We start from the raw sequence: 14624 nt of genomic DNA, 5'->3' as shown, positions 1-14624 counted from the left end.
GGTTGGCAGGCGGCCACGCGGTGGACCTCGTGAGGGAGGCAATGACCATGTTCCGTCACGATGGGGCCCGAATGCGGACGACGCGCCGATCCGACCTCGAAACCGCACCTAGGCGCCGTCTCACCGGGCTCTAACCCCCGGCGCCGATACTCATCGCAACAGGGACGAGAAGCCGGAGGAGTCGGATGAGCGCGGAGGACAGGCGAGAGGGACCGGGCGAGGAGCCCCGGACCGACGAGACCCCGGAGGCCCCCGAGACCGGCGGCGTGTCCGAGACCGCGGCGGACGGTGCTCCGGAGACCACCCCGGAAGGTGGGCCCGCCCCGGAGGCCGAAACGCCCGCCGAGGCCGGACCGTGGTCCCCGCCCGGCGCCGGTGCGTGGAGCATGCGCGCCCAGGGCGGGCACGGGCACTTCACGAGCGCGGGGGCCTTCGGTGCGCCCGCGGGCGGGAATCCGGCCCCGCAGTACCCCGGCGGCCACCACACGGGCCAGCCCTACCCCGGCGGCCACACCGCCCCGCAGCCGGGGATCGGCGGCGCGGGCGCGGCCCCGCCGAACTGGCCCGGCGCGGTTCCGCCGGCCGGGGGCGGTCCGGGCGGTCCCGAGGGGGGCGGCGGCAAGCGCAAGCGCCCCGGGCCGGTGGCGATCGCCGCCGCGACCGCGCTGGTCACCAGCCTCATCGTGGGGCCCGCGGCGGCCGTGGCCACCACGTACCTCACCGGGGGGTCGAGTTCCCCGGTCAGCTCCCTGACCGGGGGCACCGCGGGATCGGTGTCGTCCGGGAACGTCAGCGAGGTGGCCGAGAAGGTGCTGCCGAGCGTGGTGTCGATCGAGACCGAGAGCGGAAGCGGAAGCGGGGTGGTGATCAGCTCCGACGGGCAGATCCTCACCAACGCCCACGTGGTGGCGGGGGCGCGCGGCGACTCCGTGCGGGTGCGGTTCAACGACGGTTCGGACGCCGAGGCGCGCGTGGTCGGCACGGACGAGGTCTCCGACATCGCGGTGATCGAGGCCAAGGGGGTGAGCGGGCTGACCCCCGCGACCCTCGGCGACTCCGACAAGGTCGAGGTCGGTGCGGACGTGGTCGCGATCGGGTCGCCGCTGGGGCTGTCCGGGACGGTCACCTCCGGCGTGGTCAGCGCCGTGGACCGGCCGGTGAACACCGGCACCGTCGACGGCGGGCAGGAGCGGGAGCAGGACCCCTTCGGCATGGGCGCCCCGCAGCAGGAGCAGGGCGGGGTGCAGACCTCGACGGTGATCAACGCGATCCAGACCGACGCCCCGATCAACCCGGGCAACTCCGGCGGGCCGCTGATCAACATGAACGGCGAGGTGATCGGGATCAACACGGCGATCGCCGGGACCTCGTCCGGCGGGCAAGGGGAGGCCGGGTCGATCGGGCTGGGCTTCTCGATCCCGATCAACCAGGCCAAGCCGATCGCCGAGCAGCTCATCGACCAGGGCAGCGCGGACTACGCGGCGATCGACGCCACGGTGGCGGCCGACAAGGACGGCGTGCGCATCGTGGACACGTCCAAGGGCGGGGCGGCGGCGGAGGCCGGCCTGAAGGGCGGCGACGTGGTGACCTCCGTCGACGGTGACGCGGTGGACAGCCCGGACGCGCTGATCGCGAAGATCCGCTCGAAGCAGCCGGGGGACACGGTGAAACTGGGCATCACCCGCGACGGCAAGGAGCAGGAGGTCGACGTGAAGCTCGCGGCCCAGTCGGCCGACAGCATCGGCGGCTGAGCCGAGCGGACCACAGCGCCCGCGGCGGACCGGGAGCGAGCCCCCGGTCCGCCCCGGGCGCCTTCCGGTCCGTGGGTGCCGACCCAACGGCGAATGACGAAAGTGCGAGCGGAAAACGAAGATTCGGCCGATCCGTCGACCCCGGTGAAACTTTTCCCCCCTGGCGTGCGTTTGACCTCTCCGAAGGGGGCGATAACCCCTCCCACGGGGGTACGGCCGGATTCGGCCGTCGGCGGCGACCTGCGGATTCCTTCCTCATCCGCAGTCGCCGCCCACTGTTTTCCACGGGTTCGCCGTGAATGCCCGCGGGCACGGGTAAACACTCGGCAACATGGACGCCGAACCGGGGCCGCGGGGCCGGCCGCCCGGAGTATCGTCCCCGGGACCACCCGGGTTCCGGCCGTCCTGGCGGCCAGGGGCCCGGCTCGTCCGGCTTGCGCGCCCGCGCACACCCCAGGAGGGCCGAGATGGCCGCACTCGCATCCGCCACCCGCGAGCAGCCGCCCGAACCGCGTTCCGACCAGCGTTCCGAGCGCCTGCGCGTGCTCATCGGCACCGACACCTATCCGCCCGACGTCAACGGCGCCGCCTACTTCACCGCCCGCCTCGCCCGCGGCCTGGCCGCGCGCGGGCACGACGTGCACATGGTGTGCCAGTCCCCGGACGGCCCACCGCGCACCGCCCGCGTGGACGGGGTCGTGGAGCACCGGCTGCGCTCGATGCCCTCACTGGTCCACGAGACCGTGCGGCTGGCGCTGCCGCCGGGCGCGCCCGGCCACCTCGACCGGCTGATCCGGCGGGTGCGCCCGCACGCGGTGCACGTCCAGAACCACTTCCTCGTCGGCCGCCTGCTCATCGCCGCCGCCCGGCGCCACCGGGTGCCGGTCGTGGCCACCAACCACTTCATGCCGGAGAACCTGTTCAACTACCTGTTCGTGCCCGAGGCGCTGCGGGGCGCCGTCGGCCGCATGGCCTGGCGCGACTTCTGCCGGGCGCTGCAGGGGGCCGAGCACGTGACCACGCCCACCCCCATCGCCGCCCGGCTCCTCCTCGACCAGGGGTTCGCCCGCCCGGTCGAGGCCGTCTCCTGCGGCATCGACCTGCGCCGCTTCCACCCGCCGGGCGACGCGGCGCCGCGCGCGGCCCTGCGGGAGCGGCTCGGCGTGCCCGACCGCCCCACCTTCGCCTTCGTCGGCCGCCTCGACGAGGAGAAGCGCATCGGCGACCTGGTCCGCGCGGTGCGGCGGACCACCGTCGACGGGGCGCAGCTCGTCCTGGCCGGGACGGGCGCCCAGCGCGGCGCCCTGGAGCGCCTGGCCGAGGAGGAGGGCGTGGCCGACCGGGTGTGCTTCCTCGGCTTCGTGCCGCACGCGGACCTGCCGCTGGTGTACCGGGCGGCGGACGTGTTCGCGATCGCCGGGATCGCCGAGCTCCAGTCGATCGCCACCCTGGAGGCGATGGCCAGCGGGCTGCCGGTGGTGGCGGCCGACGCGATGGCCCTGCCGCACCTGGTGGAGCAGGGGCGCAACGGCTACCTCTACGAGCCGGGCAGCCCCGACGACCTCGCCAAGTACTTGAGCGCCATCCTCGCCTCCCCCGAGGAGCGGGCCCGGATGGGCGCGGAGAGCCGCGCGATGGCCGCCCGCCACGACCACGAGCGCTCGCTGGACCGCTTCGAGCGGATCTACGCCGACGTCGCGCTCAGGTCGTCGCTGCGCGGCGGCTGACCGGTCCGCGCGGGCCGCTGCGGGCCGGAGGCGCGGGCCAGGGTCACCACCCCCACGGCGCCCAGCACCGCCGCCCCGGCCGCGACCGCGGCGTGCGCGGGGTCGGTGGGCAGGCGCTCGCCGAAGTAGGCCACGCCGATGAAGGTGGCCGCGATCGGGTCGCTGAGCATCAGGGTGGCGTAGGCCAGGGTGAAGTGGTCGGTGCGGTAGGCGTTCTGCATGATCAGGCCGCCGGTGAGGCCGATGCCGACGGCGACCATGGTCATCGGCTGCAGCGCGGCGAAGGGGTCGGACAGCGCGGCGATGCCGATCACCCGGCCGAAGGCCGAGGTGGCGGCGTAGGCGATGCCGCTGGCCAGCGCGAAGGAGCCGGCCCGCAGGGCGCCGCGCCGGGTCCGCCCCACCGCGACGCACAGCGCCATGGCGGTGCCCGCGATGACGGCGATCTCGGTCAGGCCCATCGCGTCGGGGGCGCGGCCCTGCGCGTGCGGGACGGTGGTGAGGAGCCCGGCCAGGGCGATGCTGACCGCCAGGGAGCCCAGCACCTGCGCGGGACTGGGGCGGCGCCGCCGGAAGACGGCGGAGAGCACGACGGCGAACAGCAGGCCGGTGATGCCGATCGGCTGGATCACCACCAGGGGCGCCTGGGTGAGCGCCCACAGGTGGGCGATGATGCCGCCCATCGTCAGCAGGGTGCCGAGCCACCACACGGGCATGCGCATCAGCGCGCGCAGCAGGGCGAGCTGCCCGATTCCGCGGATGGGGGCGGTCAACAGCGCCCGGTCGTGCACGGCGGCGCCGGCGGCCACGGAGAACGCGCCGGCCAGCGCCGCGGCGACGGCCCACGTCATCGATCCCGCCCTTCGTGTCGGGTGCCCGCCTGGCGCGGCGCCCGCCCGAATCGGGCGGACCCCCGTCGCGGGGCTGCGTCACATCGCCTTGTCACCGCCCCCGCCGCCGGGAGGACCTGGGAGGTCTGGGCGGGGGAACGCGCGCAGACGGGGGCGTGTCGAGGTTACTGCAGAGCACGGACCCGCGTGTGCGCGAAGGGGACGAATCACGCCTCGGCGCGGTGCGCGCCTCCGCCGCTCCCTACGGGGTTATCGGCCGGAGACGACCGACCGGTTCCGAAGACGCCGGGATCGCTCCGAGAGGGGGATGGGAAGTGAGATGTGCCACCTTCCCGGGGGTGAGTATAGGCGTGCGGCCGTCTAGCGCTCCACGGTCGGCAGGGTGAACCCGATGATCGCCCCGCCGCCCTCGCGGTTGGCGGCGAACACCGTCCCCCCGTGGGCGTGCACGATCTCCTTGACCATGGACAGGCCCAGCCCCGACCCCGGCAGCGCGCGGGCGGCGTCCGACCGGTAGAAGCGCTCGAACACGTGCTCCACCTCCTCCGGGGCGATCCCCGGACCCCGGTCGCGCACCTCCACCCGGCCCTCCCGGACCACGATCTCGATGGGCCCGCCGCTCTCCGTGTCGAACTTCGCCGCGTTCTCCACCGGGTTGGACAGCGCGCGCTCCAGCGCCGTCGGGCGCCCGTGCACCGTGCTCCCGTCGGCGTCGACCACCACCTCCCGGCCCGTACGCCGCCGCGCCCGGTCGGCCACGCGCTCGGCCAGCGGCCCCAGCTCCACGTCCGCGCCCGCCTCGTCCTCGCGGGTCCCGGTCGCCAGCTGCACCAGCTCGTCGACGAGCTTGGACAGCTCCCGCGTCTCCCCTTGGAGGTCGTCGACGAGCCGCTGCTGGGCGTCGGGCCCCAGCCGGTCGAAGGAGCGCATCACACTGACGTTGGTGCGCAGGCTGGTCAGCGGTGTGCGCAGCTCGTGCGAGGCGTTCTGCACCAGGCGCCGCTGCTCGGCCTCGGCGCCCGCCAGCCGGGTCAGCATCGCGTTGAACGCCCGCCCGAGCCGGCCGACCTCGTCCGGGGACGCGCCGCCCTCCGGCGCCACCAGGTCCAGGCGCCCGGTCGTGCGCACCTGCTCGGCGGTGTCGGTCAGGCGCACCAGCCGCTTGGTGACCCGCCGCGCCAGCAGCCACCCGGCCCCGGCGGCGACCACCAGCACGCCCGCCCCCACCACGGTGATCTGCAGGGCGAGCACGTCCAGCATGCGCTCCATCGGGGAGAGCCGCTGGCCGATCTGGATCGCGCCGCGCCCGCCGCCCAGGGACACCGTCGCGATCCGGTAGTCCTCACCGTTCGCACTGTCCTCGCGGGTGTGCACCAGCCCGGCCTCCGTCTCCGCCGCCACCGCCCGGTCGTCGGCGCGCACCGGCAGGACCTCGATCGACCGGTCGGCCCCGACCGGGACCGCCACCGACCCGCTGGAGGTCACCCCCGGGTAGGTGAAGTCGTCCGAGTGCAGGAAGGTGAGCGTCTGCCCCGCGTCCAGCTCGGCCGCGGGGCGGCTGACGTCGGCGGCCAGGCGCTCGGCGGTGGCCTGGAACTGCTCCCGGGCGTCGGTGCGGATCAGCACCGACGCCGTGCTGTAGGCCAGGGTGCCGGTGAGCAGGCTGGCGGCGGCGGCGACCACGGCGAAGGCCGCCGCGAACTTGGTGCCCAGCCGCCACCGCTCCGGCGACGCCGCGTACCGGGCGAGCACCGCCGCGCGCCGCCGGAGCACCGCCAGCCGCCGGCGCATCCCTCAGCCCTCCTGGGGGCGCAGCGTGTAGCCGACGCCGCGCACGGTCTGGATCAGCGGCGGCGCGTCCGGTGCGTCCAGCTTGCGCCGCAGGTAGCTGATGTACACGGCGAGGTTCTTGGAGTCCGGGCCGAAGTCGTACCCCCAGATGCGGTCGTAGATGGTGGGGTGGTCGAGCACGATCCCCGCGTTGCGCGCCAGCAGCTCCAGCAGGTCGAACTCGGTCTTGGACAGCTCCACCTCGCGCCCGGCCCGCCAGACGCGCCGCGCCGCCGGGTCCAGCCGCAGGTCGCCGACCTGCAGCACCGGCTCGGGGCGCTCGCCGTCGTCGGCGGAGGCGGGGGCGGCGCGGCGCAGCAGCGCCCGGATGCGCGCCATCAGCTCGTCCAGCTCGAACGGCTTGGGCAGGTAGTCGTCGGCGCCCGCGTCGAGCCCGGCCACCCGGTCGGAGGTCTCCACCCGCGCGGTGAGCATGAGGATGGGCCGCCGGTCGCCCTCGGCCCGCAGCACCCGGGTCACGCCCAGGCCGTCGACGCCGGGCATCATCACGTCGAGCACCAGCAGGTCGACCGGTTCGGCGTGCGCGGCGGTGAGCGCCTGCACGCCGTCCTCGGCGGTCAGGACCTCGTAGCCCTCCAGCATGAGGGCGCGTTCCAGGGATTCGCGGATGGCGCGGTCGTCGTCGGCGAGGAGCACGCGACCGGCGGGGGCACTGGCGGACGTCATGGAGGACATGTTCGCCCATCCGGGTGAGACGACGGTAAGAGGACACGGCCGCCGCACCCCCGTGAGCAGGGAGGGTGATGGACGGGACAACCTTCGGCCCGGCTGCCCCGGGGGCCGCCGGGGTAGGTACCCGGTGGCCGCCCGCATCGGGGCGGGGCGGCCGTGCCGGACGACGGGGGACCCGACCGGGAGAGCGAGGCAGGCGATATGGACACCGGAGAGGACCCGCGCTGGGTGGTCGTCGGTGTGGACGGTTCCGACTCCAGCCGGTACGCGCTGGAATGGTCGGCCAATCAGGCGATGACCTACGGACTCGGCGTCCGCATCGTCACCGCCGTGTGGCCGCCGGACTCGGAGGGGCCGTTCGGTGAGCTGCTCCGCAGGAACGGGGACGGCGGCGACGGCGGCGACGGCGAGGAGTCGCCGCGGCAGCACGACGCCCGCGCGCTGCTGGCGTACGCGCGGGACTGGGTGCTGCGGCTGTTCCCGGAGCTGTCGGTGGAGACCCGCGAGGTCGGGGAGCGCCCGGCGCAGGCCCTGTTGGAGGCCGCGTCGGAGCCCGGCGTGGCCTGCGTGGTCGTGGGGTCGCGCGGGCTCGGCGGGCTCGCCTCGGCCTTCGTGGGGTCGGTGGGGGTGGAGCTGGCGGCCAAGTCGCCGGTGCCCACCGTGGTGCTGCCCAAGCACCACGAGACGGCCGAGGGGCGGCGCGGGCGGATCGTCGTGGGCGTGGACGGCTCCGAGACCGGTGGCCGGGCGCTGGCGTTCGCGTTCCGGCAGGCGGAGCGGAGCGGGTCGGAGGTCGTGGCGATCTGCGCCTGGCAGCCGATGGCGGCGTTCGCCTCGTCGGTGGGGCCGGTGCCGCCGGAGGCCTTCGACGACGAGGCGGTGGAGGCGGCGGCGCGGCGGACCGCCGAGGCCGCGATGGAGGACCTGCGCGCGCGGCACCCCAGGGTGGTGGTGGACGTGCGCACGGTGCGGGCGCACCCGGTGGTGGCGCTGCTGGAGGAGGCGACCCCGGCCGACCTGATCGTCGTGGGCTCGCGCGGCAGGGGAGGCTTCCGGGGCCTGCTGCTGGGGTCGGTGAGCCAGTCCGTCCTCCACGGGGCCCACGGCCCGGTCGTCGTGGTCCGCTGACCCCGCGCCCCTTGACCGCGGGGACGGGGGCGCGGTTCACTGGCCGTCGATGATTACCGACCGGTTGGTATCCCCTCATACGGCGGAGGCGGCAGTGAAGGCGTTGCGCGTACACGGTCCCGGCGAGCCCGCGGACGTCCTGCAGGTGGAGGACACCCCCCGCCCCGAGCCCGCGGAAGGGCAGGTCCTCGTCCGCGTCCGGTCCGCCGCCGTCAACTTCCCCGACGCCCTGCTGTGCCGCGGCACCTACCAGGTCAGGCCCGACCCGCCCTTCACCCCCGGCGTGGAGCTGTGCGGCGAGGTCGTCCAGGCGGGCCCCGGCACCGACGCCCCGCCGCCCGGCACCCGCGTCCTCGGCGGCGCCGCGCTCCCCGACGGGGCCTTCGCCGAGTACGCCCTCATGCCCGCAGACGCAGTCTTCCCCGCCCCCGCCTCCCTCGGCGACGACGAGGCCGCCTCCCTCTTCATCGGCTACCAGACCGGCTGGTTCGCCCTGCACCGCCGCGCCGCCCTGCAGCCCGGCGAGACCGTCCTGGTCCACGCCGCCGCCGGCGGCGTGGGCAGCGCCGCGGTCCAGCTCGCCAAGGCCGCGGGCGCCCGGGTCATCGGCGTGGCCGGAGGGCCCGACAAGGCCCGTGTCGCCGCCGACCTCGGCGCCGACGTCGTGGTCGACCGGCGCTCGGAGGACTTCGTCGAGGTCGTCAAGGCCGAGACCGGCGGACGCGGCGCCGACGTGGTCTTCGACCCGGTCGGCGGCGACTCCTTCGCCCGTTCCACCAAGTGCATCGCCTTCGAGGGCCGGATCGTGATCATCGGCTTCGCCTCGGGGACCATCCCCGAGCAGGCGCTCAACCACGTGCTGATCAAGAACTACTCGCTGCTGGGCCTGCACTGGGGGCTCTACCAGCGCCGCGCCCCCGAGCTGGTCCCCGAGGCCCACCGCCGCCTCACCGAGCTCGCCGACAAGGGCCTGGTCAAGCCGCTGGTGAGCGAGCGCGTCGGGTTCGGTGCCCTGGCCGACGGGGTACAGCGGCTCGCCGACGGGTCGACCGTCGGGCGGCTGGTCTTCGCCCCCTCCGCCTGAGCCCGGCCGCCCCCGCCCGCCACTCCCCGAGGAGCCCCCCGTGCCCGGACCCTTCTCCGTCCCCGGAACCAACGCGGTCGTCACCGGCGCCGCCGGAGGCATCGGCCGCGCCGTCGCCGCCCGGCTGATCGCCGACGGCGCGGCGCACGTCGTCATCGCCGACCGGGACGCCGACCGCGCCCGCGCGGCCGCCGGCGCACTCGGCCCACGCGCCTCCTGGGAGGCCTTCGACGTCACCGACGAGCGGGCCGTCGCCGCCGTCGTCGACCGCATCTGGGACCGGGTCGGGCCGATCGACCTGTGGTGCTCCAACGCCGGTGTCGGCGCGGGCGCGGGCCTGGGCGACGACGCCGACTGGGACCTGTCCTGGCGGGTGCACGTCATGGCGCACGTGTACGCGGCGCGCGCCCTGTTCCCGCGGATGGCGGGGCGCGGCGGCCACTTCATGGTGACCGCGTCCGCCGCGGGGCTGCTGACCAACCTCGACACCGCCCCCTACACGGTCACCAAGCACGGCGCGGTGGCACTGGCCGAATGGCTGGCCATCCGCCACGCCGACGACGGCATCGGGGTGTCGTGCCTGTGCCCGCAGGGGGTCAATACCGCCATGACCGCCGGGGACGGCGCCTCGGCCTCCACCCGCCTGGGCGGGGAGTACCTGGAGCCCGAGGACGTCGCCCGGGCCGTGGCGGCCGCGCTGCGCGACGGGCGCTTCCTGATCCTGCCGCACCCCGAGGCCGCCGACTACGAACTGCGCCGCGCCCAGGACCGGGACCGCTGGCTCAAGGGCATGCGCAAGGCCTGGGCCAGGCTCAGGGGGGCGTGAGCGTCGGCTCCCGGAAGCGGGGAATGACGGTCCCCGGAGGTGGTGTCCGTGATCGTCATCGGACTCTCGTCAGGGACCTCGGTGGACGGCATCGATGCCGCGGTGGCCGACCTTCGGCTGGAGGGCGGCGAGGTCCTCCTCGACCCGCTCGGCCACCTCACCGCCCCCTACCCGCCCGCCCTCCGGGACGAGGTGCTGGCCGCCCTCCCGCCCGCCGCGACCACGCTCGAACAGGTCTGCCGGATCGACACCGGCATCGGGCGCGCCTTCGCCGCCGCCGCCCGGACCGCCATGGCCGAGCTGTGCCCCGGCGGCACCGCCGACCTCGCCGTCTCGCACGGCCAGACGCTCTACCACTGGGTCGAGGACGGCGCCGTCAAGGGCTCGCTCCAGCTCGGCCAGCCCGCCTGGATCACCGAGGCCACCGGCCTGCCCGTCGTCTCCGACGTGCGCGCCGCCGACATCGCCGCGGGCGGCCAGGGCGCGCCGCTGGCCTCGGTCTTCGACGTCCTCTGGCTCTCCGGCCTGGGGACCCCCGCCGCCGCCGTGAACATCGGCGGCATCGCCAACCTGACCGTCGTCTCCCCGGACGCCCCGCCCACCGCCTTCGACACCGGCCCCGGCAACGCCCTCCTCGACGCCGCCGCCGAGCTGGCGCCCGGCACCGGGCGGATGGACGCCGGAGGGGAGCGCGCCCTGCGCGGGCAGGTGGTGCCCGAGCTGATGGAGCGCCTCCTCGCCGAGCCCTACTTCGCCCGCCCCGCCCCCAAGACCACCGGCAAGGAGCTGTTCAACACCGCCTACCTGGAGCGGGCCCTCGCCGGGGTGGACGCCTCCTGGGACGACGTGTTCGCCACGCTGACCGACCTGACCGCCGTCACCATCGCCGACGCCTGCAAGGCCCACGGCGTGGGCGAGGCGGTGGCCTCCGGGGGCGGCGTGCACAACCACGGCCTGATGCAGAGCCTGCGCGCGGCGCTGGCGCCCGTCCCGGTGCGCGGGTCGGAGGCGCTGGGCGTGGACCCGGACGCCAAGGAGGCCTACCTTTTCGCGCTGCTGGGATTCCTGACCTGGCACGGCATCCCGTCGACCGTCCCGGAGTGCACCGGGGCCGCGCACCCGGTGCTGTCGGGGCGGGTGGGGCGCCCGGAGTCCGACGCGCCGCTCCCGGCGCGGCTGCGGATCCGCGGCGACGCCCATTCGGACGTTTAGGTCCGGACGGTGCGAACGTGCCTTCGGTGCGGTTTCGTCCGATCGGTGTACCTGATCATGGTTCATCGGTGACCATGTCCCTGTGCGCGGATCCGCCGGACCCGGGGGCGGGGCGGGCGCGGACGGACCGGCGGCCGGCGGCCGCGGCGACGAGCTCGTCGCACTGCTCTACCGGGAGTTCCGCGCCCCCCTGCTGCGAAACGTGCGCCTGCTGACCGGCGGCGACGAGCAGTGGGCCGAGGACGTCTTCCAGGAGGCCGCGCTGCGCGCCTGGCGCCGCGCCGACGGCCTGAGCAGGGAGCGCGGCGAGCTGTGGGCGTGGATGATGACCGTGTCCCGCCGCATCGTCATCGACGACCGCCGCCAGCGCGGCACCCGCCCGGTGGAGGTCGAGGCCGGGCGCGGCGAGGACCCGGCGGTGCCGGACGCCTCCGAGCCGACCCTGTCCGCCCTCGTGCTCGCCCAGGTGCTCCCGGGGCTGGCCGACCACCACCGCGAGGCGCTCGTGCTCGTCTACCTGCGGGACCGTTCGGTGGGCGAGGCCGCCGAGGAACTGGGCGTCCCGCCGGGCACGGTGAAGTCCCGGCTCCACTACGGCCTGCGCGCCCTGCGCGACGCTCTCCGGCGTTGATCTCGGGAGAAGCGCCCCTAAAACCGCGGTTTTAGCGTCGTTTTCCCCGAGATCAACAAGGATCTGGCCGGGGCACTGCTCAGCCCAGCAGGTCCCAGCGGTTGCCCGCGATGTCGAGGAACACCGCCACCCGCCCGTAGGGCTCGCTGCGCGGCTCGCTGACGAAGCGCACCCCGGCCTCCACCATGCGCGCGTAGGCACCGTCGAAGTCGTCCACACGCAGGAAGAGCCCCACGCGTCCCGCCCACTGGTCGCCCACGGCGGCGGTCTGGCGCTCCCCGTCGGCGCGCGCGAGGAGGAGCCCCGTGCCCCCGCCGGGGGGACGCACGACGACCCACCGCTTCGGCCGCCCCTCGGCCGACGTCAGCGCCGGGGAGTCCTCGACCAGCTCGAACCCCAGGGCCTTGGTGAAGAACTCGATCGCCGGGTCGTACTCGTCGACGATGACGCTGATGTGGTCCAGGCTCATCTCCATGGCGACACTCTAGGCGGCGACAGCCTCAGCGCCAGCGCCGGGCACATGTCCACGGCCTTGCCCGCCTCGTCCAGCAGGCGTTCGGGGACGGCGACCTCCGGCGCCTCCGGATAGCCGTGCCGGTCCAGCCGGATCAGCGCCGGGGCCAGGTGCGCGCACAGCCCATGGGCGTCGCACCGCGACCAGTCCACGGTCAGCCGCGACCGCGCGGCGGCGGCCTCCCCGGGCAGCGGTAGCACCTCCCGCACACGGGGCCGGCACGACCCGGCCACGGCGTGGACCGCGATGTCGTCGCGGAAGGCCTCCAGCGCCGACGCCGCCAGCCGCGCCGCGCCGTCCGGGTGGGCGCACGCGCCCCGGCCCGCCCCGATGGACGCGGCCTCGGCGACCGCTTCGGGCGTCCCCTCTCCCGCGGCCAGGTCGCCGAAGGCGCCGGCCAGCCGCGGCAGCCCGCGCGCGCACGGACCGCACTGGCGCGCGTTCTCCTCGGCCAGGTAGCGCAGCACACGGGCCGTCTCGTCCAGCGGGCAGGCGTCCGGGCCGACGGGCAGCACGATCCCCGCCCCGAGCGCCCCGCCCCGCGCCTCCATCCCCGCGCGCGAGAGCACGGCCCCCGCGGCGTCCCCGGGCGCCAGCCACGCCCCGTGGTAGCCGCCCACGAGCACGCCCCGCCCCGGGTCGGCCCCGCACGCCTCCAGCACCTCGCCCAAGGGCGTGCCGAAGGGGGCCTCCACGACGGCGGGGGAGCGGGCCGCCCCTCCCACGGTGAGGAGCAGCGACCCCGGTTCCCCGGGCGCGCCGACGACGCCGAACCGGTCCGCCCCCAGGGCCGCGACAACCGCGCGCTGGGCGTAGGGCTCGGCGTTGGACAGCAGCGTCGGCAGCCCGTCCACGCCGGCGTCGCTGGCGCGCTGCTTCACTCCGGGCGGGACGGGCCTGCTCCCGTTGATGCCGCGCACCAGCGCCCCGCCCTCACCGGACAGGAACCGCTCGGGGAGGCGCACCACCCGCACGGACGGGCCCGGCCCGCGTTCGGCGATCGCGTCGAGCAGCGACCGCTCGGCCCCGCCCCCGCCCGCGGTGCCGACCACCACCTCGTGGGCGTCCAGGGCGGAGGCGGCCAGCTCCGCGCCGTCCAGCACGAGGTGCGGGGCGCGCTCCAGCAGAGTGCGGTCCTTGCGGCTGCCCGGCTCGCCCTCGGTGGCGTTGACGACCACCCGGGCCGGGCACCCGCGCCGTCCGCACGCGCGCAGCACGGCGGCGACCTTGCGGGCGAACGGGAAGTGCGCTCCGCCCCGGCCGCGCAGCTCGCCCAGGCCCGCCAGGGCCACCAGGTCGTCGGGGCGCAGCCGGGGCGGCGCCGGGTGCAGGGCGCGGTGGCCGTCCAGGGCGAGGCGGGCCCCGCCCTCCAGCCCGGCCGTCAGCCGCGCCGGGCCGAGCGTGCGCACGGCGGTCGGGGCGTCCGCCGCCGCGCTCACCGCCGCCCCTCCCGGATGGAGGCCCAGAACTCCAGGTCCTCGGCGAGCCCGTCGCCGTCCCGCGGGTCGGCCGGGCGCCCCTGCGGGGAGCGGCCGCCCAGGGGCGGGAAGGCGCCGTCCGGGGCGCCGTCCCGATCGCCGGAGCGGACCACGGTCACCCGCCGCTCGGCGTCGGCGCGGCCCCGCTCGGGCCCGGCGGCGACCAGCAGCCGGGCGGCCAGGGCCAGCCCCACGGCGGCCAGGCACAGCGCGTACCCCGCCACCACCCACCCGGCGGGCTCGCGCCCGGCGGTGAGCCCGTGCACGATCGCCAGCGGCCAGCACAGGTAGGCGGCCGCGTGCACGGCCCGCCACAGCCGGGGGCGGCCGCCCCCGGTGAAGCGGCGCCGCAGCAGCCCGGTCACGACGATGACCAGCAGCAGGTCGGTGGAGAACGCGCCGAAGGCCACGGCCGCGTCCGCCCCGAACGGCAGCACCGCCTGGTGGGCGGCCACCCTGCCGAACGCCACCTGCAGGGCCACATGCGCGAAGAGGAACCCCAGCGCCGCCACCGCCACCGAGCGGTGCGCCGCCTGCAGCAGCACCCGGCGCCGCACGTCCAGCACGATCCGGTCGGTGGCCAGCAGCCCGCAGACCGTCGCGGCGGTCAGCCCGAGCAGCGCCAGCACCCCCGACGCCGCCCAGAGGAAATCCTGGAACGCGCGCAGGAAATCCAATTGGCGCGGCGCCGCAACGGCGAGGACGGTGTTCGATATAACTAGTCCGATTAGGAGGAAGGCGTGGGCGGCCAATGGCCGCCGCCGCGCCTTGAAGGTGATATCGATCGAGGTCAGAGCCTGTTCAAGCCTCTGTACGACGGTTCTGTCGGGCATTATCCGCCTCCACCTGGCACGGGTGGGCACCAGAACATAGCACGCGCGGTGCGCATGTGGGCGGAA

Annotated in this window: 13 protein-coding genes; 7 read left to right on the top strand and 6 right to left on the bottom strand. The window is 75.7% G+C overall.

From position 1 onward, the window contains the following. Positions 1 to 185 precede the first annotated feature (185 nt). Positions 186 to 1751, top strand: a complete 1566-nt coding sequence (locus O4J56_RS01285) for a S1C family serine protease (RefSeq protein ID WP_270683170.1) — start codon at positions 186 to 188, stop codon at positions 1749 to 1751. 467 nt (positions 1752 to 2218) lie between these two features. Then, a complete protein-coding gene (locus O4J56_RS01280; RefSeq protein ID WP_270683169.1) occupies positions 2219 to 3478 on the top strand; it encodes a glycosyltransferase in 1260 nt (419 codons plus the stop codon). Here the strand turns inward: O4J56_RS01280 and O4J56_RS01275 are convergent. The 3 genes from O4J56_RS01275 to O4J56_RS01265 all read right to left on the bottom strand — a co-directional run bounded on the left by O4J56_RS01275 (position 3436) and on the right by O4J56_RS01265 (position 6846). Continuing rightward, a complete protein-coding gene (locus tag O4J56_RS01275) occupies positions 3436 to 4329 on the bottom strand; it encodes a DMT family transporter (protein WP_270683168.1) in 894 nt (297 codons plus the stop codon). The genes O4J56_RS01280 and O4J56_RS01275 overlap by 43 nt on opposite strands. 360 nt (positions 4330 to 4689) lie before the next feature. After that, entirely contained in the window at positions 4690 to 6120 is a 1431-nt protein-coding gene (locus O4J56_RS01270; RefSeq protein WP_270683167.1) for a sensor histidine kinase, read from the bottom strand. Between the two features lie 3 nt (positions 6121 to 6123). After that, a complete protein-coding gene (locus tag O4J56_RS01265; protein WP_026123874.1) occupies positions 6124 to 6846 on the bottom strand; it encodes a response regulator transcription factor in 723 nt (240 codons plus the stop codon). A 207-nt stretch (positions 6847 to 7053) separates the two neighbouring features. Here O4J56_RS01265 and O4J56_RS01260 point away from each other — a divergent pair, with 207 nt between their 5' ends. From O4J56_RS01260 to O4J56_RS01240, 5 genes are all read left to right on the top strand, one after another. After that, a complete protein-coding gene (locus O4J56_RS01260) occupies positions 7054 to 7980 on the top strand; it encodes a universal stress protein (RefSeq protein ID WP_270683166.1) in 927 nt (308 codons plus the stop codon). Between the two features lie 94 nt (positions 7981 to 8074). Then, positions 8075 to 9064: an NADPH:quinone oxidoreductase family protein gene (locus O4J56_RS01255; RefSeq protein WP_270683165.1), complete on the top strand. Its 990-nt coding sequence runs from the start codon at positions 8075 to 8077 to the stop codon at positions 9062 to 9064. A gap of 40 nt (positions 9065 to 9104) precedes the next feature. Next, positions 9105 to 9890, top strand: coding sequence for an SDR family oxidoreductase (locus O4J56_RS01250; protein ID WP_270683164.1), 786 nt, complete (start codon positions 9105 to 9107; stop codon positions 9888 to 9890). 39 nt (positions 9891 to 9929) lie between these two features. Next, positions 9930 to 11102: an anhydro-N-acetylmuramic acid kinase gene (locus O4J56_RS01245; RefSeq protein WP_270683163.1), complete on the top strand. Its 1173-nt coding sequence runs from the start codon at positions 9930 to 9932 to the stop codon at positions 11100 to 11102. An 82-nt stretch (positions 11103 to 11184) separates the two neighbouring features. Next, positions 11185 to 11733, top strand: a complete 549-nt coding sequence (locus tag O4J56_RS01240) for a sigma-70 family RNA polymerase sigma factor (protein ID WP_270683162.1) — start codon at positions 11185 to 11187, stop codon at positions 11731 to 11733. 79 nt (positions 11734 to 11812) lie between these two features. On the opposite strand, the gene O4J56_RS01235 is transcribed toward O4J56_RS01240, so the two are convergent. Genes O4J56_RS01235 through O4J56_RS01225 form a run of 3 tightly spaced genes read right to left on the bottom strand, consistent with a single transcriptional unit; the run spans position 11813 to position 14558 of the window. Beyond that, entirely contained in the window at positions 11813 to 12208 is a 396-nt protein-coding gene (locus tag O4J56_RS01235) for a VOC family protein (RefSeq protein ID WP_270683161.1), read from the bottom strand. Continuing rightward, on the bottom strand, positions 12199 to 13686 hold the full coding sequence (locus O4J56_RS01230) for an NADH-quinone oxidoreductase subunit NuoF family protein (protein ID WP_270683160.1): 1488 nt from the start codon (positions 13684 to 13686) through the stop codon (positions 12199 to 12201). Before O4J56_RS01230 ends, O4J56_RS01235 begins: the two co-directional genes overlap by 10 nt. Further along, positions 13683 to 14558 (bottom strand): hypothetical protein, encoded by an 876-nt coding sequence (locus O4J56_RS01225; RefSeq protein WP_270683159.1) that lies wholly within the window; start codon positions 14556 to 14558, stop codon positions 13683 to 13685. Before O4J56_RS01225 ends, O4J56_RS01230 begins: the two co-directional genes overlap by 4 nt. Positions 14559 to 14624 lie beyond the last annotated feature (66 nt).

Origin of the sequence: Nocardiopsis endophytica, from assembly GCF_027706725.1 — a bacterium.
Classification (GTDB): domain Bacteria; phylum Actinomycetota; class Actinomycetes; order Streptosporangiales; family Streptosporangiaceae; genus Nocardiopsis_A; species Nocardiopsis_A endophytica.
The sequence above is the reverse complement of the archived record's forward strand: the minus strand, read 5'-3'. Positions and strand labels throughout refer to the sequence as shown.

Bases quoted from the DNA above. Each gene is read 5' to 3' on its own strand.
- O4J56_RS01225 (WP_270683159.1), bottom strand. From the start codon at position 14,558: ATGCCCGACAGAACCGTCGTACAGAGGCTTGAACAGGCTCTGACCTCG.
- O4J56_RS01265 (WP_026123874.1), bottom strand. From the start codon at position 6,846: ATGACGTCCGCCAGTGCCCCCGCCGGTCGCGTGCTCCTCGCCGACGAC.
- O4J56_RS01235 (WP_270683161.1), bottom strand. From the start codon at position 12,208: ATGGAGATGAGCCTGGACCACATCAGCGTCATCGTCGACGAGTACGAC.
- O4J56_RS01285 (WP_270683170.1), top strand. From the start codon at position 186: ATGAGCGCGGAGGACAGGCGAGAGGGACCGGGCGAGGAGCCCCGGACC.
- O4J56_RS01270 (WP_270683167.1), bottom strand. From the start codon at position 6,120: ATGCGCCGGCGGCTGGCGGTGCTCCGGCGGCGCGCGGCGGTGCTCGCC.
- O4J56_RS01280 (WP_270683169.1), top strand. From the start codon at position 2,219: ATGGCCGCACTCGCATCCGCCACCCGCGAGCAGCCGCCCGAACCGCGT.
- O4J56_RS01260 (WP_270683166.1), top strand. From the start codon at position 7,054: ATGGACACCGGAGAGGACCCGCGCTGGGTGGTCGTCGGTGTGGACGGT.
- O4J56_RS01275 (WP_270683168.1), bottom strand. From the start codon at position 4,329: ATGACGTGGGCCGTCGCCGCGGCGCTGGCCGGCGCGTTCTCCGTGGCC.